Raw genomic sequence first — 21074 nt, forward strand, 5'->3', positions numbered from 1 at the left:
CTTGATCACTATCTTTTTGAACATCCAAAGTAGAAATGAGTTGACCAGCATTTGATTTCACTTGAGCTGTGATCTGCATATCATTAGTAAGTTCAAGACTTTGATTATTTTCTTTGTCAGTAAAGCTAATTCCTGTGTTAAAAACTTCGCCTCGTCTGAACTCTATTAAATCTCTTAACACTTTAATGGCCACCCTTAACTCTACTTCGCTCTGAATCGGATCAATACCTAACTCATCACGGCGGTTTAAAACATACTTTTTACCAAAATCTGACATCAAAGTTTGCCCAGTGATTCCAACGATTTCAAACCATACAATGAATCCTTCATAGATCATCAAAGCCAGCAAATCACCCTCTTGAAATTGGGTATCTGGTATCTCATTAATCTGCTCTGTCAAAGTGTCTAAATCAGCGTTGTAAGCAGCAATTTGAACGATTAAGGTCAAATCACTAGGGTTATTCATACTGTTATTTTTATGAATCATACCCCCGTTAAACTTGTCTGCAAGAACATAGGCAAAACCTAAATGATCATATTCATAATTGGGTTCATCTTGGATTGATAAGGCATTCGCTTCGAATGAAAGCGGATCTACAGGTAGACCAGCATCTGCTGGATTGCTATATACAATTCGCTTACGCCATACTTGGCTTGGAATACTTCCTAGCGTATTCATAACAACACGTCTTGCAGCTAAATGACGGCCATTTGCTACTCGATTGACTGCATTATTTAGCATTTAGACCTCGCATATAAATATCAAAATCAGCTTGAGTAATTTCATTTCTTACCCAAAGATCAGCCATACGTTTGGCTTGAGTCTGTTTATCTTTACTCAGTGTTTGCAGCACAGCTTCTAATTGAGCTTGAACTGCTAATTTATGCATCTTATTTTCTAAAGCTTTTATTTCTTTCATTTGCTTAGCAAAGTGCTTTTTAGCGACTTTTTCGGCACGTCGCATCATTTCCTGTTCAGCTTTTTGAATATTACTAACAATTGGTTTTGTGGTTCCCGTTTCTAAATCGGCTAATTGCTTATTAAGTTGTTCATTGATCTGTGCATCCGTCTGTTTATAGCGTGCACCGACTTGTTTTTTACGATCAATTTCAACTTGCTTTTTAAGATATTCAATTCCAGCTGGAGAAATAATCCAGTGCACCACGCGCAAAACATGCTTACAGGCAACACCAGATAAATGTGGATTACGATGTTTTGGAAAACCGCCTTCATCACGACCTAATCCATAACCTCCGATGGTTGCCATGTAGCGAAACCAATAAGTATGACGTTTGCAATCACACTCAAATTTAATTTTCCCATTGGCAAGTCGGTTTTTTACCGTATTAACAGCTTCTTTTTTAATATCAAAAACAACTGAACCAAAGTTAGCAAACTCAACTTCGACATGATGGTTTTGGTCTTCGCTATCAGGACCTGCATTCGTTAAAAAATGAACTAGTCCGCTTTTCCGACTGATAGGTACAGACATATAAATTTGCTGATTAGCGCGATCAATATCATCTTGCAGACTTAAATTAATAATGTTTTGAACCGTAATACCCTTTTTATATTGATCCTTCAGCAACAGGATATTGTCTTGAAACGCTAAAATGTCATCACGAGTTATTCGTCTTGGTGGTTCGCCCTTTTGCTGTCCTAGAGTTGTATATAAAACTTTTTCAACATCATAATCGACACCTTTGGCGATGTCTTCTGGACGTAAAAACATAGGACGTGGGATTTTACGTCCACGATCATCATATTCAATTTCTCGTTCTGCGAATGCCCGTTGTTGATTGTCAGCACTTCTACGACCTTGCAAATCTCTACGCAATTTGCCGTTTTTAAGTGCTTCTTGCATTTGATTATATGCATCTTGAAATGCTTCATTATTCGACATGCTGACACCTACATCTGGTATTCACGGCGTAAGCGCATTACGTCAGAGATTAAAGGTACTGCAATTCGTTTTTCAGGTAACTTTTCCCAAATTCCAGACACACCACAAGCGATCTGAATCACATCCGTGTGATTACGTGAACCATAAATTCTAAAGCTCAATAATGTAGGATCTTGTGCTTCATCTGATTTAATATCCCAGACAATAAGACTATTCAGCTTTCCCTGCTGAATGTTCTTATTGATTAGATCTCTGATCGCATTTCGATATTCATTGATCATAAATTCAATGCCTCACATAGAATTCATGTATGCCATCAAGGTTTCCAGCTGGAAATGCTGAATCATTTATTGTTTTATTTACACTTGAAGAATAGTAAGCAACCTGATAAACCAACGTTTCATTATTTGGAGTTGAAACTGAACGCATTGAAAGCGGAATTGTGATAACAATATTTCCTTGATTATCTGTGGAACCACGAATAACTTTACAATCAACTGCTTCTAAATCACTTGGTGTTTGTGTTGTCTGTTTACCAACTTGAATAATAATCCACAAGGCAATATTACTTCCAAATAATCTTCGGTGATAATGAGGATTTACATTTGATGGGTCAGTAAAAGATGTGGTTGAACTTAATCCTATATGTAGATTTTGATCTGCATCAAATCTTGACCATTCAGAACTTGAGAAATTTGTATAATCAAGCGGAATATCATTTGAAATACTTCCATTTTCAACAATATTCGTTAAATTGACACTTGATTGGTATCCGACTGGACTAAATACTTTTGGACGATCATCAACATATATAGAACCACTAAAAAATCCCCAATTATCATCCCATACTTCACCATAAATTCTTACTTTTGCATATTCACCTGGGTTTAAGTAAAACACATGCTTAATTACTTCGTTATAAGTTTTTGAATTAACAGTAACGATATTATTTTCAGTGAGTTTTTGATTATTTTTATTAAAGATTGCTATATCTAATTTAGCATATCCCTCTGGCTGAAATTGAAGATTCAAGAGGAAATATCCATATGATCTAAATGGTTTGAAAGTTACAGTTTCATCATGCTTAACCCACCATTGTGGTGTTTTATGAAAAGCTAAAGTATCCCCTGTTTCGCCATTCCATCCGAATACTCGATTTTCATCTTTGATCTCAGTATTCACACTGGCTGTCATTTTTAGTTCTACACCAAAAGTTGATGCTAGGAGATATTGAGGATGAGGATTTGAAGCATTTTGATGTGCTGCAAGTAAAGAGACTAAATAATCGACAGCATTCTCAACATTGATGTCAATTAAACTATTCACCAATGTTTTAGTAGCATATTGAGGATGTGGATTAACACCATCAAGATGTTGATTCATTAGTGCAACGGCAATAGGTGTATTTGGATCAACACTAATAACTATGTTGCTTAAATTGAGATTGGATAAAATCATTCCAAAGGTGACAATTGATACAATATTCGCAACCAATCGAATTAACGGTGTATTGGAAGTTGTAGCTGCGATAGCAAATAAAACACCCTGATCTGTGATTAGTCCTAGTTCGTAACCGTCTGCGGTTTGAGTAGGTTCAATATTAGCAACGAATCTTAAAGTATGTGATATAGGTTCAACACTTCCACCATTCAAGGGATAACGCTCAAATTCAGATACAAGTGCCGAATTGGTTAATGTCATCGCATTTGACGGATCATACTTTCCTGAACCAACGGCGATATGCGTCAATGAAACATTTAAGCCCAAACTAGCAGCATTGAGCGCTGCGTTTCGTCCTGCACTGGTTAAATAAAACTGAATAGCCATAGATCACCTATTTATCACTATGGCTATTTTGGGATTATTAAATAGTTGCTTAAGCGGTTAGTTCCAAATCACTCATTCATGAAATAGGATGCAAAAACACTACTTAAATTTAATGGCTGCAAATTTTCTAGTCTCATTTCGTCTCGACTTGGAATTTTATATTGCCCTGAATCATTTATGCGGTGTGGAATATTCACGGCTTCTTTTAAATATCGTGATTGCTTCTTATTTGTGCTAAACCTAAATTTACCTTTTTCAATCGCTGTCTGAAATTTGTTAAAGGCAAATGCTCGTTTATTAAAATACTTTTCACGATTTCTTTGCTTAAAACAAGGTCCACCCCAAAGCATAAGTTTAAAATCAATTTTATTTTCTTCTAGCAATTTTTTTAATAATTCACCCTTACCAGAACAGTTAAGGAGAATATTCATTGTAGGGTGCTGTTCTAATAAATTCTTTATAATTAAAAACATCGAGTTGAGGGAAAAATCCTTATAAAATGGAATATCAATTACTTCAACGCAATCTCTTTTATCAACTAAAGATAGCGCCATGACTGCTCTTTCACATGGAAAGTCTTGAATAGATAAAACCAATTGCCCACTATCAACTGGTGATTGATTTAACTTTATCGAACTTAAAGCATTTTCAAAGTTTATTGAATATTTATAAAAGCTAGATTTCCTATAATATTCGCCATCTATCACACATGACTTTAAGCCAATTTTCATAGCAAACTGATCTTGTTTACTCCAAACATGATTAGGATCTTCAGCTGAGCTAAACGTAAATTGCTTCCAATTTTCATGGTTAGTAAATTGATGAAATTGACCAGTATTTAAAATATTTGTATCCATCTTTTGAGAGAATATACATCGGTTTTCAGGTTGTGCCATATTAGACAAACCTACAGACAACCATTCATATTCGATATTTTCTGCATCAAAAGCAATAAATAAATAATTGTGATTCAATATCCCTGCAATACTTATAGGTCCAACACTGGAAGTATCTTTAATAATTTTAATGTAAGTAAAATATTCATACTTTTTGATGCTAAACATCTTTTGATTTTTCGTTATATATTTTGATAAATAGGATAATTTGTTTAAATCTAAGCGTTTTATAAATTTCTCTATAACACTATAAATCACAGCGTGAGAGTTATGGTCACTTGGTGTCATAATGATAGTTGCTGAATCTTTTATAAACAGCAAATTATGAAGTGCAATTACCGCATAAGCTTCTATCATGCTGTCATTACATCCCCAACCATATTTAACTGAAATACGACTCCCCATAACTTCACTGTTTTCGAATAATAGTGCTTGTTGCCAAGTTGGTTGAAATCTAAAGGCATCAATAGAAAATTTTAAAATATCATTTTGATAAATTTGAAAATCTTTTATCCATTGTGGGTCATTATACAAAGACATAATTCAAGCCTATAGCTAAATAGAATTTGAATGTTATGACCTAATAGTGTGTATTCTGCTTCCATGTTCCAATCATGACTAATCAAGTGTTTTAGCAGCTTCTTTTAACTGATCAAACCTAGATTTACGCTCTGCACGTTCCTGTGCTTCAGGACTATCATCTGCAATGACGACATTCTCATATGCTTCTGTATAGAACACATTTTCTAAAAATAAGAATGCAAAAACGTCACCTAAATCGGGGGACTTAATCCCTTGGCGTTTCATCTCATCTTTGCTCAAAATTTTGTATCGGCTATGCTCATCAAATGTGTATGGTATCTTGATTATTTGATCTTGAATTTTGACTAAATACTTCTTAGTTTTAACTTTGAAACGGCCAGATTCAATTGCTCGTTTTAAACAGACGTAAGCCAAGGCACGTTTATTCACATACTCTTTTCGATTGTCATTATTGAAGCAAGCACCGCCCCAATATACAGGCATGTACCAAATACCATGCTTCTTAAGCAGTTGTCCTAAACCTTTACCAGCGCCATTATCATCAACAACTAAAGTTGCATTCGGATATTTCAGAATACATTCATTAATTTTGGCAAAAAGTTCTGTGATGTCATCTTTATTCTTACAAAGTGGAATATCTACAACTTCAACACGGCGCGCTCGATCTCCCCATTGAGACTCACCCCAAACTTTAGACACGGCAATAACAGAATCATCTCGACCAACACCACCGCCCACATCGACCGTAATCACGTAACCAAAAATGTGTTCTTCGAAAATCGATGCACCGACATACATTTCTTCGGCTTGTCGTTTTGTAATCAGGAATTCATCAGCACGGTCTGGGAATTGTCCTAAAACACGGATTTGATATTGTGGATCATCACGACTACCATATTTTTGACGTTGTTCTTCTAATGATTGCTTACTTACGAGTGGCGATTCTTCACCATTGAATGTTAGAGCTATCCAAATGCCACCTGCTCTATGGCTTAATTTATGATGAGTCTCATAGAATAAACCTGCGTTACGTGTCGGCTGTGAAGTTAAAACAGCTCTGTTATCCTCATGCGTCAATGCGCCAAGGACAACATCCATAACCTCATCAGGAATACCACTTGCCTCCTCACCCCAAAGTAAGTAGTTATCTGCATGGTTCCCTGCCAAGTTTGTTGGCTGGTGCTTTGGTGCAGTTTTAGCAAAGACATACCACTTTTCTTTATAGCCTTTGATATAGACTAATTCAGACTGATAACCGACATAATCTGCAAGCCAACCAAGTGGACCAGCCTTAAGCCGTGACAGGTTAATACTGATTTCTTTCCAGACTTGTTTCTTTAACTGTCCGATTTGCGGAGCAGTAAACATCGTAATGGATTCATCAAAAAACAATAAATGCCACAGAGCAACGATACCAGCCGATGCAGTCTTACCCGTGTTATGGTGAACCATGCCATCAGCGGTTAGGAAAGTTGCATCACCATCGAGGACAAAGCCGTAATAGTCACCCTCACCCAAGGCTGTGACATTATTAATTTTTACAGGCTGGAATTTTCTATGTTTTAGTTCGTATGCAGCAAATTGGCGCTTTGTTTCTTCAGGCCATTCAAGGTATTTCGATACCAGGACTTCAATGGTATCGCCTGCTTTCCAACCGTTTTTTGTTTCGAGTGAGACTAAACAAAGAATATGAGATTTGTTATAGACATGCTTTGAACCATTTTCATATTCAAATTGATAAAGCTCTTGGTATCCCTGAACAACTTTAATGACCTCCCGTGGTGAGAAGCCATCCGTGCCCATAACCGCATCATTTATTGTTATTTTTTCGACACGTTTCGACTTACCATTGGCTAAACGTATTTTTGTGCCTTTACCGAAGCAACCATGGCCTGATGCAACCGATGTACGGCTACCATCAAACTGGATTGATTCAAATAGAAGTTCTTGCTGCCAAGTCGGTGTAACACCTAAAGCCTCTACTGCAAAGGCATAAATGTCATAACGATAACGTGCACAGAGTTCCCACCATTCTGGGATGTCTTTAAGTGGTTTTAGAGCCATACATCACCGCTTTAAATACTAAACGGCAACATGGTTCTATCGATGTATTCTTCTTTGACTTCCTCTTTTGATGTGACTGCATGAGAAATAGCGATTTTATGACTTGCCCAAATAGAAATTAATGCTGCGATATGGCCGTTATCTAATGAACTGCTATCAAACTCTTGCTGTGGTCCGTTTTTATCAATCTTTCGGACTTGCAAAATGTTCATTGGGTTGTAACGTTCTAAAGACTTTTCAAACTCAACCAAACCAGCTCTAAAGCTTGCTTGATAGACCTTGATCACTTCTTCTAAATGCTGCTGTGCATCAAATTTTAATTGCCAATTTTGTATTAAATTCGGCGAATCCGTCACTACAATCGTGTCGGCTTGCTGATCTGGACGCACAGGTAAAGCCGTGAAAATCTCTGTTTTTTGGACAAGGATTTGACCAGAATCCGCAAAACAAAGGCTGATTAACCGTATTTCATCATTAGAAAATCCAGTTACACGCGCATCAATCTTAATAATTTCAGTCATCGATACGCTCCACAGTAATATCACCTGTCTCACGATCTGCCAAAACACGGGTATGGCCATCACTTGAGAATTGATCAGCCTGAATGACAACTAGATCCTGAATTGGCTTATCAACTACTGAACCGTCCGGATTGTAGCCGTTGTCAGTCGTATTATCGTTAGGACCACCAAGTCCAATAATTTGTGGTGCATAGCCAACTAATTGAGCATCAATAGTAAAGATAGACAGGTTAATTGCTTCACTTGGTACAGGCGAAGGAAACAATTGATTCTCAACAATCGTAAATGTACTTTTTTCAATATGATTCATGCCCATATCAAAAGGCACTTGGAAACGGCGTTTACCCTCATCTTGGACATAAGTACAAAACTGGTCGCATACTGAACGAGCATCGTGTGCATTGGTTGCGTAGAAAGCTAATTGCGCTCTAACTGTTTTAGCGATTAGTCGGATTTTTACTTGCTTATCGCCTATCACAATAGGCACAAAATAAGGCATCGGTAAAAGCTGCATCGTATCAGGCGGTTGATCTAACATCGCTGTAGCAGTCAACATGATTGGCATGAATGCCGTTGCACCACCTGCAACTTCTGCATTTTGGCTTTTGCGATATTCTGCAAGCATTGCTTCTGAGTCATCCATCATTCTGCTAGGACATGACTTAATCGCTATTTTAATATCTCGCTTTTTCCATTCTTCTGTCTGAATGGTTTCAGGCATATACCATGCCCGAAAATCGACTAGGAGTTTGTACCAAGCATCCTGAATGCATTTAAGCGAATCTTTAGGTAAAGACATAAGTGTTTACCCTCCAAATCCAAACATGCTCTTAAAAATGCGTGGTTTTGCTTTGTTATTTTTGGGTGTTTCACCGCTGATTCGCATCCGCGCTAAATCACTTGCTGTAAGACGTTCTTCAGCTTCAGCGCAAACAGAATCAAATGATCGTACCTCACCAACTAAGCCAGAACATAAATCTTGTTTACGTTGATCTTGAATCGCTTGTCGTTTCTCTTTACGTGCTATTTGACCAGCTAATTCATTAATTTGGTCTAATGCTTGACCATTCATCTGTAAAAGCTGTAGTTGAGCATGAATATTGTCAAAGTCACGTACAATTTGCTGTTCTAGTAAATGAGCAATCATTGCCTCTGACGGCGAAAGTAAATTAACGTCCGTGGTGCTATCAAACGCTGCAATTAATCCATCCTGCTCAACTGGAATGGCTAAGCCATCAAATAATTGACCATCACCCACATTGGTTGTGTAGTTCGGCTGTGTCACATAATCAAAGCCATAAAACCCCACAGGAATTAGACCTAATCCAGCACGTTTATAGTTCTGTGCTGAACTAAATCCACCTACACGAGCCAGATATTGCTTACGTGCATATTCACCCGATTCGTTATCTAAGAACTCAGTGACATGGGTAACATTGCCTTCTTTATCAGCATGAGCTTCGATTGTTCTAAATGAGCGTTCTAAATAAACCACCTTGCCATCAATAATGACTGAATCAGGTGGATTCATCCCATAACGCTTACGGATTTCATGACCGTTATAGCCGTATAAAGTCCCTGTTTTAACCATTTCTTGTACTTGTGGACTATTGATCTGTCTGATCATTTCATTCATATCAACATTGCTGCGGTCCTTCCCTAAATGACTGCGACCACGTTCATGAAGATTGTATGTAATCCTTTTCGTTTTTCGACCTGTTTCAGACATGAAAAAGCCCCAATAGATTATGTATTAGGGCCATTTTTGCAGTCTGGTTAAGGCTAAATTTTGTTGTGTTCCAACACTAAAAGCTTTTCAATATCTGCGGTTTTAATTGTCATATTTAAAGAATGACCACTTTTGAGTCCAATCATTACACTGGAATATTCACTTTTCCCATATGTATAACCACCACGGCCAAAATCTGAGTCTGAAACTTCGATTGAATTAATTTCCGCTAAATCTACATATTGATAGGTTTGGTGTTTACTACAGTATATTTTAGTCAGCTTTGGTTTTAATAATTCCACTCTCATACCTCACTTGAATGATAGGCAATTCACTAGAAGGATAAATCTTCACAGGTTCCATATTTTTAAGTGCTTCTGCCAGTAAAGGTTTAAACTCTTTGGTTATTTCCTCATCAATTACTATTTCTTCAATGTCCAAATAATTTTGAACTTGATATGAAGCAATAATGGCAACGATCCAAATGCTACAAGTTGCTATAAACACAAGACCTAATAAAAATGAAACTATCCAACTCATCCTTATACCCCTTTATTTATGCCCCTTACGGCGTGCATTCATACGGCGTTTCTTTTGACTAACTTTGTTCGGCTTTTTATCAACTTTGGTTGGTGTAAATTCTGGAATTGAGTATTTACTATGTGATCTTGGTACAGAACCCACAACCCCTGCACTAGTACCACTTAACATCACACCCAACGCACTCATCAAAGCAATACGACTTAAACGCATTTCAACATCCTCAGTAAGAAAAAAAGCCCTAAGCAAATTTGCAAAGGGCTGAGTTAAAACGATTATTCGACTGGTTGTCCTTCAACACCACGCGCTTGACGTTCCGCTGTGCGTGCATCAAATTCAGCTAAAGCAGTTTGCATAGCAGCAATAGCTTTTTTGTTCTGGTCTGATGGGAATTTACTGTCTAGGTATTGAGTACGATGAATCAGGATCTTTAATAACGATTCATTGGTCGCGCCATTCACACCATCAACAAATGTTGGACCATCTTGGAAATGGAGATGAATATCAAAAGGTTCGTTATAGTCAGTAGAGCTCGGATCGGCTGAAATTTTGTAATAGGTTGCTGGTTTATAGGCTGTTACGCCTTCTACCGTTTGACCAGCCATTAATTTTTCAAATTCTTCGTCGCCAATATCTTTTTTTGCGAAACCTAAGAATTGCTCCACAAGAAGATCACCATCACTACCCACATCGGTTGTTAGTGCAATTTCTTCATTATTGTCTTGAGTCATGTATAAATCCTAACAATGGTTTATGTTGTTTCATCAAACAGATACATAAAACCATTGTTAGGTGAACTTCATTTTCTTGAGTTCCAATTATCAAACGAGTATCAAACTACCTTCGAGCGTCGAGCTGTGATAAGTCAATCGCCCTACTTCTACACCATCATTATTTGAGTTCTGTTGATGCTGAACATTCGCATTCAAACTCATACTTTGAACTGAATTCCCCCCAACATTTACAAAATCATAGCCATTCGGTTGCATGGTACCGCCTTTATAGGATTCAAACTGAATACTGAAATTGCCTGTATTCTTTTGTGAGTACCAGTACGCTCTTAAAGAGATTTCAAAGTTATTCTGGTTAGAGAAATCTTGTTTAAGCTGCTTTAGATTCAGCAAAACACTTTCAACACCACTTCCCGTATTGTCTCCATTCCAAAATAAATACGCGCCATCTGAAACTGCTCTACTCCAACCCACGTCAATGTTTCGGGATGGATTAATGATTCGCGTCCGAGTATCTAAATCGATACCACCATTGCCATCCCAGATATAGCGTATGACTGCAAAATCAAAGTCCTGAATCGTGTTTTGATTCACAGGTAAATTATTGGTTATCCCATTACTTTCATCAAAGATTAGATAATTTTTAGCGATTACTGCTGCACCAAGCTCAGTATCACCTAGTTCTGTATCTAAAGCTTTGGCATGTACTTTTACCACGATATTGGCTGGTACTAATTTTCTAAGAATTGGAGATAGCTCAATTAATTCTGCTAAATCTACGGATTCATCAATCGAAATACGGATTCGACTCGTTAGAAAATGATTTGGCTTTTCTTCGTCAACCAAATATAACGGGTAACTTGTATAAGTGCTGATTGGATGCCACATCCGTTTAATTTGCCACTGATCAGTCCATAGCATACGCAATACAAACTCAAGAAATCCTAAGCCTCGTTTATTTGCCATGCTTGACCAATTTGCATAGATTACGCGCATCAAGGTATCTGAGGTCTGCGGACGGCGTAGAACCACTAACCCATCTTGTTTTGTAAAGCGTTCGACTACGGTTCGGCTACCTAAGTGCGGTGCGCCATAATCTAAAATATCTTGAATCCGCTGTTGAAATACATCTGCAAAGACTTGTTTAAAAGCCTTTGCCATTGCCGTTTCTAAGCCTATGTGGTTGTTCGGTTGCTCATCTATTGGACGAGTAAAACTTATAGGTTCCATGCAACCCCCATTTCAGCGGACCGTTCTAAAATGATCGTGATGCTATTTGCTGACATATAAACCCATTCATGTGGTTTATTCAGCTCATTGGGAACCATCAACGAAAAGTCACTAATGTTGTCCTGAAAGGCTGTAATTTTATTGCGTACCTGTGTTGAGATTTCCTGTGAATTAAACCCTGTGACTAACCACCGGCTTGAACTCAGCTGTGTCTGTCCATATCGTTCCAAAAACAACTCTTTGATTTGTGCTTTTACAACATCCACGGCATGTACCGCTGCTAAGCTCCCTTTAAAAGTCACCACAAAAGGTTTTTCAACAACAGCGTGTACACGTACCCGATCTTTGTACAGGTTATCGATTTGCCCAATGTATTGAATGATTTCTTGTTCTAAGCTTGCTTGCTCAGCAATATCCTTTGCAACTACGGCAATATGTAAATGATTTATATCCTGGTATGTTGCCCCATAGTACCGATCTTGTTCGTTCTCATTCCATACCGCAATATAGTGACAACGAGCCATAAACTTTTTTCTTACAGCTTGATCAAAATTACCTAAAAATACGGCATCTTCATCATAAAGTGCTGGATAGGTTGAAAGCACTTTTAACTGTGAAATATTTAAAGGATCTGCACCCTTTCGAACAACACCGCCTTGCTTAAAACGTACTGACACTTTGGTTTCATCCGTAGTTAAAACCTCAGCTAATGACGCATCTTTTAATCTTGAAACGTCTACATCTCCATAAGTCTCAAGGATGCCAAAAGTAAAAGTCTGGTTTGCTGCAGCTGTTCGCCCTGCTCTATCATCATCACCAAATTCGACAAAGATACGACGTAGGCTGTCCGTTGTAAGATTAAATGCATAATCTAAAGGCGCGACATTCATCCAGCGTTTTTTTAACTGATAACTCTGATTAGTATTATCTCGAACTGTTAATCCAGCTAAAGCCAAATCATCTTGTAGTTTTAGCTCATAACGATGAAAACTTTCAGAATTGGATATCGTATATTGAATTTCTCTATATTCACTTTGTTCTACTAAAACTTCACCTGTAGAACCTGCTGAAACAGTGACAGATTGCAATAACCGCCAATATCGCCCACCACTATTGTCCTCAATTAATCGTCCTTGGCTCAGCGTAATACTATTTGCAGATCGGTTAATGACCTCCAAAATATGCTGTGTTGGCATCCCAATAGGGAGAATACCCTTGTTTGATGCATCGGCTAGGATGGAACGATCTCGTGTTTTTTTGAATGGTTCAAGTTCAGAAATTTCAAATTCTTGACCGAATAATGCAAGATATGCACCCAATGAGCGTAAGAACTTTAAGACGATTGGATCTTGTGCGTTATAACGTTCCAGTATTTCAAAATCATCTATATTGGCAATCAATCGTGCTTCAAAATCAGCTTGCGTCAACATCGAAGGTTTCTCCATTTCGCGCTAATTGCTTCTCGCGCACTTCATTTAAATTAATTACGATCTGTTGACCAATTCTTAAGTAGATAATTTTGGTCTCAAAACCTTCGTCTTGTGCCCACATCTGAAATTGATCAGCGCTTAACTGTTTTAGGATTGGAATATCGCTTTTCATTTTTTGAATAAAGGTATTGGCAACTGGTGCGCTTAGTGGTGCTAAAAATAAGCTATTAAAATCTGGGCCATAATCTGAACCAATATATCCATTGATCTCTGACTCTAACCAATGCGCGATCATTGCTAAGATTTTGTTGTAATCGATCATAAGCCTGCCCTATGTGCTGTCATGAGCAGAATTTTACAAAAGGAATAAATCGATAAAATTCCAAAGCCATAAATTAAAAAAGCACTCAGAAAGATATAGAGTCCAAAACCACTCACATCCAAGAATGAAAGCAATTCATAACATCGCCATGTAATCAGGCAAGAGATGCTTAAAATGAGAAATGACAATGCATAGATCAATCGTTTTACTTTCTTGAATATAACATCAGCTACACCTTTGTTTAATAAGGCTGATAAAGCTGCTGACATTGATTTAATGCTGCCAAATGCAAGACAAACATGCACAACAAAGCAAGCAATTATAAAAATATCAATGATGACAGATTGAAAGTTGAGATACATGGCTGACTCCAAAGCTTTATGTTTAGGTTATTGCTTCAGAGCTACTATTTTTTATTCTTGTTCCAATAAAAAAGACTACCGAAGTAGCCTTTTTTATGATTTTAAGCTGCATTTGCCTGTGCTTGTTTCAATTGTTCGAGTAGTTGATCTCGTTGTGCTGTCAGATTTGATAGCTCTTGATCGAGTTGTCTTTCTTCTTCGCGCTTATCACTGATTTGCTGCTGGATACTACGATTTTTTCGTGGTGGCAATTTGACCTTTTCTTTTTGGTTTTGTTGCTCAACTTTGGCTTGTGATTCACGAATTAACTTTGCCATTCCAGAAACGGCGTTATCAAAAGTCTGTTGGTAATCGTCACTGAAATCACCTGGTAAAACAATCTCTTTTCCGTTCAATTCAGATTTGAATACATCTGCACTTGCACGAGCGAATAATGTTAGCTCTTGTCCGCCAGCAAATACTAAAAAGATGGGTACAACGCTTACACCACCTTTACGCTGAACCTTTTTAATTTCAACCAACGGGATGCTTTGACCTGTTGCCTTTTCTAAAGCTGATTTGATTTTTTTGATATACGGTGTATCTGGTGTAACTGCCGTTAAGTTTAAAGTGCCCATAAAAATAGCCTTATGTTTCTATAAGGCTATTTTGATTTGAATCTTGTCATTGTCTTGACCTACGTTCCAATAAAAAGCCCACCATCGGTGAGCTTCTTTTCAATTTGAATTTTTACCAGCTATCATTTCCTTTGCAGCTTACGTTATATCCTCAATTAACTTCTTAGCTTGATCTGAATTTTTAAAGTTATCCCAATCAGCATCTTTGTTCTTTAAAATAACTCCAAGCTCTCGGAACAAAGGCTCGCATTTTTCATTTTTTGGTACTAGATATGAAACTGTAAACTTATAAATTTCGTTTCTACTTCCATTACTAATATATTTTAAAGAGTCCGACTATTGTTTTGTCTTATCTAATTTACAAGGAATCCATTCCTTTTCATACCCGTAGGCATCCTTATTGACTGATCCCTTACAATAACCTTTCTTCTCTATTTTTTTGGTTATTTCATCCCTTTTATTACAAGCTTGCCATGTCTTTGGATTTTTACCAGAACCACCGCGACATTTCTCATTAAGAACCTGTTGATGTTCAATCAGTTTTTGAACATCCAGAGGAGGAAAATAATTAGCATTTGCAGCGATTGGCAAAATTCCTAAAATTAGGCTAAATACCAGTTTACCCATTAAACTTGTCCCCCATTCCCAACCCACCAGTAATCGCATGAGCTAATAATCGATTGCTCACATTTTGATTGATAGTACCACTATTTTGATTAGTAACAACAACTTCCTGTGGTGCAGGTGAATTTAAAAACTCTTTTGCTGGCAACACATTTGTTTCCACTTTTGGAGGTGTATAATTCGCTGAAATATTATTGGACCTTGCTGCTATAGGTTTAACTGTGGTTTGCATATTTAATACAGGTACATTTTGTTTTGCTTTTTGTACTATCTTTTCAGCTTCTTGCTGCGTAGTCGGACTAGCTACGGGAATTTCAGCATTTTGAGCAAACTTTGCAAGATCATCTGATTTTTTAGGTGTTTCTGCTTTGTTTATTTTATTGTCAACTTTATGTGTTTGAATATTTCCCTCTGATTTGGTGTAAATATTATTTGCTAAATTTGCCCTTTTTATATGCTCTCTTTCTCCTTCATCATGACGTTCATAAGACTCTGATACTACACGACCTGCTTCACTTGCCGTTTTAGCTTTTTTTAATTTTGTTCCTGCGGGTATTTCTTCTCCTTGTGTCATTTCATAATTAATAAACTCAAGCTGTTCTTGAAAAGTCGCTTGCTGAATACTTTTACCATATTTCTTTTTAAATTGTTTCTGTCTCGTCTTAGACCACTGAGCTAGGCCATACATTCCGCTGCCATCACGATTATAAATGTTATGCTCAAGACCACTTTCTGCTTCTAAATTAGCTACGATCCCTGAAGCTTGAGCTTTACTCCACCCTTTTGCCATGAAAAAATCTAAAGCCTCATTTCTTTTTCCTGATTCTTCCAAAGGCTTATTCGAGTTATAAGCAGCTCCAAACTTAACTGGTTCCCCTCCATTTTCCCCTTTCCCACCATATTGGCTTCGCAACAAGTAACTTGGATTAGGTTGCCCGTTAAATTTTTCATTCCATTTTTCTTTACCCCAGTCATACAGTGACTTAGCCATTCCAGCAGGTGTAAGTTTCAAAGCAGCACTGACAAGCTTTGAAATCATTGACGGTATATCAGCCTCAATTAAAGAATCCGTCCATTCTTTTACATACGGCGCAACGATACCACCTAGCTTCTCACCAACCCATGAACCTATTGCAGCCCCTGCAATTGTACCAACGGGACCAAAGATACTTCCTATCGCACCACCAGCAACTCCACCGACAGCCGAACCTACAGTACCGCCTTTTTCCTTGGTTGATTTAGTACCCCAATCACTAAATGACATAGCAGTGAGTAATGCACCAATTACAGGTAAACCTTTACCAAATTTGAGGATTTTAGCTAGACCTTTACCTAAACCTTTACCCTTGCCAAGTAGACCACCCAAAAGGCCACCTAGTAGACCACCACCAGCACCAAGTAGCTTTCCTAATCCACCAAGCAAACCGCCCCTAGATTGCAAATTATCAGCAATTCGCTGAAGTAGTTTTACTTGTTTACGGTTATGGTCACTTTGTTCTTTAGGCAAGGGCTCATTGCGTTTGCGTGACTTCATCCAACCAGTAAGCGGACGTAACATAAATCCAGCTGCTCGCTTTACTGGTGATAGTACCGTCGCAACTTCATTAATTGCGTCAAGTGTAGGGTCAACACCTTGGGGATTCGAAGGCATTACACCTTTAATCGCTGTACCAATCGTTTGAGCAACTTTACCCAATGTTGATTGTTCTGAATTAGCTCCTATGAAACGCCCATTAGCATCACGTCGACGTTCACCAGTATTGCCAAATTCTCTTATAACGTCCTCAGTGCTATTTATTTCAATCGCACGGCGTTTAGGCTTTGCTTTAGGCTGTGGTTTGCTATCTTCTGTTTTAGTTGATTCAGCTATTAAGTCCTCAATAGACTTAGCAACTCGATCTAAAGCTAGTGAAGATTGAACTAAAGGATTTGCCTGTTCGCGGATTAGATCAGAAAATTCAGCTGGTTTAATCTGGGCATCAATGAGTGCTTGTTCTAATGCGCTTAATTTTAGTTTCGATTGGTTCTCTTGTCGTGAATATTGGTTCTCAATTTCTTTGTGTAAACCCATTAAAATATCGCGGATTACTTCCACGTTTTTATCAATTTTGGATACGTCTTCTCTTGCATTTTTTAGGCTTAGGATAAAGCCTTGTGCGTCGTATTGGAGAATGGTTTTATTTTGATCATTCGTAGACATAAAAAATCACCCTATTTTTACATAGAGTGATTTTGCGCCATACCTAGCTCTAATATTTTATATGGTTCCAGCTTGTTTTCCTTTAATTGTGTTGAGACCAAAAGCATCTCGAATGCTCTCGATTTTCCACTTTGGCCAACGCTTTACTTGTTCCTCACATCTGTTTAAATACTCTAACAAAGATTCATTTTTTGATTGCTTGATTTGTCTATCCATAGTGAAAGACTTTCGAGAATTGTTATTTAAATTACAAACCCTTATTGCTTGACCATTGTTTGATTCTAACCTATGCCCTACTGCGACTTCTTCTTTAGTCGCTTTCCTATAGTTGGTACCATACTGACTTATAACTTCACCAGACTCAGTATTTTTGATCATGTATTTCTTTCTATTAAGATATTCATCATCCTCAATACCGATGACCTCATCAACTAAATTGAACTCATTGCCATAAATACCTAAATATAAAATTTTTTCTCCTATTTCAAACTGATTCATGGCAAACCTCATCATCGCAAAGTGATTGGTCTATATCACCTGTTAAAGCTTCAATAATATCGTTTGGATTAACTACCTGCTGGCAACCAAATAAACTCATTACATGATTGATTCGATTCTGCAATTTCTGAGTTTTTCTGGTTTCCATATCAATAATGTTGTGAAGTATTTGACTATCTTGACTCAGCTTTTGCTCCAAGCTTTCATTTAGTTTTAATTGAGTCTGCAATTCTACTTCTAAAAACTGAACATATAACAATTCTTGCATGTTGTTATATATCTGAGTGATGTAGTAATCACTCAAACCTTCATGTTTTGAATGGCAATATTGAATAAATTTTTCTAACATTTTATTTCTCATCCATTCCGTTAGGCTCACCGATATGGTCTATTCTATGACCTGCTGCGATTTCATCTTCTGTTGCTAATCGCATATCGGCAAAGTAAACAAAGCACTCCTTCCCATCTTCCACAGCTATTGCAACTGCATCCACATCATCAATAATTTTGAACAGGCAATTTTTGTATTTATTTTGGTCTTTATAGACAAGAAAATCCCCGTCCTTAAACATGCTCACCTCCCAACGTTTCGATATTTCCGAATAGTTGATCGTGGTCAGAAAGAGCTTGTTCTAACTTATCAATATTTAAACATCCCATAACAATTGATCCATTCAATTCAATTGGAATAGAAAATGTTGAATATCCATGCTCCTTGGCTTGTTTTACTTGAGCTTTAGCAGCTTTCGGTCCACCTACTTTATTTACTAAATCTATATTTTCTAAAAGACGCTTTAACTCAGCAAGATCAATCATTCCCATAATCATTTCATTGGTAAAATTAAATCTTGGCAAACACCATCTAAGCTCTAACTCGCACCACTCTAGGTGATCTTTAGAATTAAAATATAAGTCTATATTCTCTGCTGTAACTAAATCATGATGTGTTGAACCTTCGGGTGCATTCTTTAATACTTCCATAGCCTTTAATAGACCATATTCAGCAATAAAACTTTTCACTATCTGAATTTGAGATGCTATTCCACTTGTAATTTCATCACCTGTAGCATGTCTCCATCTAGTGGGTAAATAGGATTTAACAATAAAGCCCCACCCACCAGACTTAGTTTTATATTTAAAGTCATAACCCAAATCTTCAGTTAGTTCACAAACCTGATTTGTATATTTAAGTGAAACAGGTAAAACAAAATCACCTACTTTGTATTCATTTATTCCGTTGGTTTTCATAAACTTTGCACCTTAATTTTTTCTATGTTCTGTAAGCAATTATTGAGATTTGCATCTTGTTGTAGCTTCTGAATTTCATGCGCTTGTCTTTGGCATTCCATTTCTAACCGGGTGAAATTTCTTTGCATGTATAGAATCTTTTCAGGATCTCTTAATCGAGCTAAAGCCATCGTCAATAAATTGAACTCGTTCTGTACGTTTCGATCATTAAAAGCAAAATCGATAAAGCTTTGTTCTAATGCTTTACCATTGCGCCAATATTGAGAATTTTGACTCCATTCATTGTCATACCTCTCTTTAGGTACAGCCATTGCGCCTTTAATGTATTTGCAGCGTTTACCATTAGAAACATAGATCAATCCCCATCTCTCTGGTAATTCTTCAGGTTGAATTAGGTCTGTCGGGCAAATGAAATAGCGCCATTTACCAATGCCTATGGCTGGATCAATACGATGTGGTTTTTTCTTATCAGCCAAGAAATCAGAACGGCTAGTTTTAGCTTCTAATAAAATTGTGCCCACATCGTATCCATTGCCGTGGCGAACACCGAATACATCGGGATTCTCTCCATAGCACGACGGCTCAACGATTGAAAAATGGCAACCATGTCCATTAGCAGATTCAGGTTTTCTCAACAACGCAGCGCCGACTTCACACAACTCTCTATGAGTTAAATTTGTTTTAATTTTCATAGATGTGTTCCTCGTATGAAATCTCTAAATATTCTTTCGCACTAGCGTAAGCACTATTAAGTTCAGCAATATATGTAGTCAAATAACTTAAATCATTCTGAAAGTTATCTTTAGCAAGTGCCAAGGCTTCTTGATAGTCAAACTCAAGAAACTCCACATAATTTCTTATGTATGTATCAGCATACCAATCCAAATGTTTTGTATTTAGAAAGTTCATTTTCTGATCTTCAAGTCGTTTTTTTACATCAGTCATTTACCAGCTCCACATCATCAGGATCACCTGCCTCAATCATTGCTAACTTACGTGCAAAGGCTGCTTTTTTATCAGTGGCCATTTTCTCTTTGGCAAGTCTCATTCGTTCTTCAGCTCCAGCCACAACCGCAGAGCGTTTCGACTGTATTTCAGACTGATCTTTGAGTTCTTCAATCTCAAAGCCCCAAAATAAAGCTTCGGACTTTGCGATATTCGCTAATGTGATACTTTGCTTAACATTCAGCTCTACGATTTGACTGATCAAACCCATTTTGAACTTTAAGCCATTAATAATTTTTATAGCCTCTTTATCTTCAGGATCTAAATTTCCTACATCGAGCTGTAAAACTTCATCTCTGATATGAATAACACTGGTAATTGTGTCACCAGCTAATTGGCCCAAATCAGCCAGTCGTAGCCGATTCTGTTGAATGATTTGTGCTGAAGTCAGTCTATTCAGATCAGCTGCACTAAATCCATTATCTGACTTTGATTTTTGACCCCAAAACTCAGCAATATTTGACGGCTTTTTGACAGATTTTTGACTAGCATTTTCTCCTTCATTTTCATTATCTTGGGTGCTTTCTTGACTAGTCTTTTTACTAGTCAATTTTTTAATTTCATTATTGAGTTCACGGGCAGTCTTTTTGACTAGATTTTTCGTGCACTTTTTCCATTTTTCAGCGATTGCTTTACGGCGTACTACTGAGGGAGAAGGCATTTCGCAGCCTAACTCCTCACCGACTTGATCAACTAGTTTTTGCCAGGTGATCTTAGGGGATGACTCATAAACTAATTTGAGTCGATCCCATATTTCTTGTGAATATGATTGCACTGCCATAG

The 21074-nt window shown here is 37.4% G+C and carries 24 protein-coding genes and 2 pseudogenes; all 26 read right to left on the bottom strand.

What is annotated here, in order from left to right; all coding sequences use genetic code 11:
- Window positions 1-214 precede the first annotated feature (214 nt).
- Window positions 215-742: pseudogene (locus AAV96_RS09430) on the bottom strand (hypothetical protein); the annotation flags it as partial.
- Window positions 732-1904: a hypothetical protein gene (locus tag AAV96_RS09435; protein ID WP_046739111.1), complete on the bottom strand. Its 1173-nt coding sequence runs from the start codon at window positions 1902-1904 to the stop codon at window positions 732-734. The pseudogene AAV96_RS09430 and the gene AAV96_RS09435, both read right to left, overlap by 11 nt.
- A gap of 8 nt (window positions 1905-1912) precedes the next feature.
- On the bottom strand, window positions 1913-2185 hold the full coding sequence (locus tag AAV96_RS09440; protein ID WP_046739112.1) for a hypothetical protein: 273 nt from the start codon (window positions 2183-2185) through the stop codon (window positions 1913-1915).
- A 4-nt stretch (window positions 2186-2189) separates the two neighbouring features.
- Window positions 2190-3731, bottom strand: coding sequence for a phage tail protein (locus AAV96_RS17785; RefSeq protein WP_052750597.1), 1542 nt, complete (start codon window positions 3729-3731; stop codon window positions 2190-2192).
- A gap of 68 nt (window positions 3732-3799) precedes the next feature.
- A complete protein-coding gene (locus AAV96_RS09455) occupies window positions 3800-5167 on the bottom strand; it encodes a hypothetical protein (protein WP_046739113.1) in 1368 nt (455 codons plus the stop codon).
- A gap of 78 nt (window positions 5168-5245) precedes the next feature.
- The gene (locus AAV96_RS09460) at window positions 5246-7234 is read right to left on the bottom strand and encodes a Hint domain-containing protein (RefSeq protein ID WP_046739114.1); all 1989 of its coding nucleotides are present in this window, start codon (window positions 7232-7234) and stop codon (window positions 5246-5248) included.
- An 11-nt stretch (window positions 7235-7245) separates the two neighbouring features.
- The gene (locus AAV96_RS09465; RefSeq protein WP_046739115.1) at window positions 7246-7755 is read right to left on the bottom strand and encodes a hypothetical protein; all 510 of its coding nucleotides are present in this window, start codon (window positions 7753-7755) and stop codon (window positions 7246-7248) included.
- Window positions 7748-8554: a hypothetical protein gene (locus AAV96_RS09470; RefSeq protein WP_046739116.1), complete on the bottom strand. Its 807-nt coding sequence runs from the start codon at window positions 8552-8554 to the stop codon at window positions 7748-7750. Before AAV96_RS09470 ends, AAV96_RS09465 begins: the two co-directional genes overlap by 8 nt.
- A gap of 6 nt (window positions 8555-8560) precedes the next feature.
- Complete coding sequence (locus tag AAV96_RS09475) at window positions 8561-9484, bottom strand: hypothetical protein (protein ID WP_046739117.1); 924 nt, start codon at window positions 9482-9484, stop codon at window positions 8561-8563.
- A 53-nt stretch (window positions 9485-9537) separates the two neighbouring features.
- Window positions 9538-9786: a hypothetical protein gene (locus AAV96_RS09480; protein ID WP_046739118.1), complete on the bottom strand. Its 249-nt coding sequence runs from the start codon at window positions 9784-9786 to the stop codon at window positions 9538-9540.
- Window positions 9758-10024: a hypothetical protein gene (locus tag AAV96_RS09485; RefSeq protein WP_046739119.1), complete on the bottom strand. Its 267-nt coding sequence runs from the start codon at window positions 10022-10024 to the stop codon at window positions 9758-9760. The genes AAV96_RS09480 and AAV96_RS09485 overlap by 29 nt, the downstream gene beginning before the upstream one ends.
- A 12-nt stretch (window positions 10025-10036) precedes the next feature.
- Window positions 10037-10237 carry a hypothetical protein gene (locus tag AAV96_RS09490; protein WP_046739120.1) on the bottom strand — a complete coding sequence of 67 codons (201 nt, stop codon included), beginning with the start codon at window positions 10235-10237 and terminating at the stop codon, window positions 10037-10039.
- A gap of 62 nt (window positions 10238-10299) precedes the next feature.
- The gene (locus AAV96_RS09495; protein ID WP_046739121.1) at window positions 10300-10755 is read right to left on the bottom strand and encodes a hypothetical protein; all 456 of its coding nucleotides are present in this window, start codon (window positions 10753-10755) and stop codon (window positions 10300-10302) included.
- A 624-nt stretch (window positions 10756-11379) separates the two neighbouring features.
- Window positions 11380-11985 (bottom strand): annotated as a pseudogene (locus tag AAV96_RS09500) (hypothetical protein); the annotation flags it as partial.
- Complete coding sequence (locus tag AAV96_RS09505) at window positions 11973-13415, bottom strand: hypothetical protein (protein ID WP_046739122.1); 1443 nt, start codon at window positions 13413-13415, stop codon at window positions 11973-11975. The gene AAV96_RS09505 and the pseudogene AAV96_RS09500, both read right to left, overlap by 13 nt.
- Window positions 13399-13737 (bottom strand): hypothetical protein, encoded by a 339-nt coding sequence (locus AAV96_RS09510; protein ID WP_046739123.1) that lies wholly within the window; start codon window positions 13735-13737, stop codon window positions 13399-13401. The genes AAV96_RS09505 and AAV96_RS09510 overlap by 17 nt, the downstream gene beginning before the upstream one ends.
- A 463-nt stretch (window positions 13738-14200) precedes the next feature.
- Complete coding sequence (locus AAV96_RS09520; RefSeq protein ID WP_046739125.1) at window positions 14201-14716, bottom strand: hypothetical protein; 516 nt, start codon at window positions 14714-14716, stop codon at window positions 14201-14203.
- Window positions 14717-15052: 336 nt separating this feature from the next.
- Window positions 15053-15343: a hypothetical protein gene (locus AAV96_RS09525; RefSeq protein ID WP_046739126.1), complete on the bottom strand. Its 291-nt coding sequence runs from the start codon at window positions 15341-15343 to the stop codon at window positions 15053-15055.
- The gene (locus AAV96_RS09530; protein ID WP_046739127.1) at window positions 15336-17540 is read right to left on the bottom strand and encodes a phage tail tip lysozyme; all 2205 of its coding nucleotides are present in this window, start codon (window positions 17538-17540) and stop codon (window positions 15336-15338) included. Before AAV96_RS09530 ends, AAV96_RS09525 begins: the two co-directional genes overlap by 8 nt.
- A 57-nt stretch (window positions 17541-17597) precedes the next feature.
- The gene (locus AAV96_RS09535; RefSeq protein ID WP_046739128.1) at window positions 17598-18038 is read right to left on the bottom strand and encodes a hypothetical protein; all 441 of its coding nucleotides are present in this window, start codon (window positions 18036-18038) and stop codon (window positions 17598-17600) included.
- On the bottom strand, window positions 18025-18387 hold the full coding sequence (locus AAV96_RS09540) for a hypothetical protein (RefSeq protein ID WP_004661689.1): 363 nt from the start codon (window positions 18385-18387) through the stop codon (window positions 18025-18027). The genes AAV96_RS09535 and AAV96_RS09540 overlap by 14 nt, the downstream gene beginning before the upstream one ends.
- 1 nt (window position 18388) lies before the next feature.
- Entirely contained in the window at window positions 18389-18610 is a 222-nt protein-coding gene (locus tag AAV96_RS09545; RefSeq protein ID WP_046739129.1) for a hypothetical protein, read from the bottom strand.
- Window positions 18603-19286, bottom strand: a complete 684-nt coding sequence (locus tag AAV96_RS17790) for a hypothetical protein (RefSeq protein ID WP_052750598.1) — start codon at window positions 19284-19286, stop codon at window positions 18603-18605. The genes AAV96_RS09545 and AAV96_RS17790 overlap by 8 nt, the downstream gene beginning before the upstream one ends.
- On the bottom strand, window positions 19283-19978 hold the full coding sequence (locus AAV96_RS09555) for a hypothetical protein (RefSeq protein WP_046739130.1): 696 nt from the start codon (window positions 19976-19978) through the stop codon (window positions 19283-19285). The genes AAV96_RS17790 and AAV96_RS09555 overlap by 4 nt, the downstream gene beginning before the upstream one ends.
- Window positions 19968-20231, bottom strand: coding sequence for a hypothetical protein (locus AAV96_RS09560; RefSeq protein ID WP_046739131.1), 264 nt, complete (start codon window positions 20229-20231; stop codon window positions 19968-19970). The genes AAV96_RS09555 and AAV96_RS09560 overlap by 11 nt, the downstream gene beginning before the upstream one ends.
- A complete protein-coding gene (locus tag AAV96_RS09565) occupies window positions 20224-21072 on the bottom strand; it encodes a hypothetical protein (protein WP_046739132.1) in 849 nt (282 codons plus the stop codon). The genes AAV96_RS09560 and AAV96_RS09565 overlap by 8 nt, the downstream gene beginning before the upstream one ends.
- Window positions 21073-21074: the final 2 nt, after the last annotated feature.

The sequence above is a fragment of the Acinetobacter sp. AG1 genome (assembly GCF_001005525.1).
Classification (GTDB): domain Bacteria; phylum Pseudomonadota; class Gammaproteobacteria; order Pseudomonadales; family Moraxellaceae; genus Acinetobacter; species Acinetobacter modestus.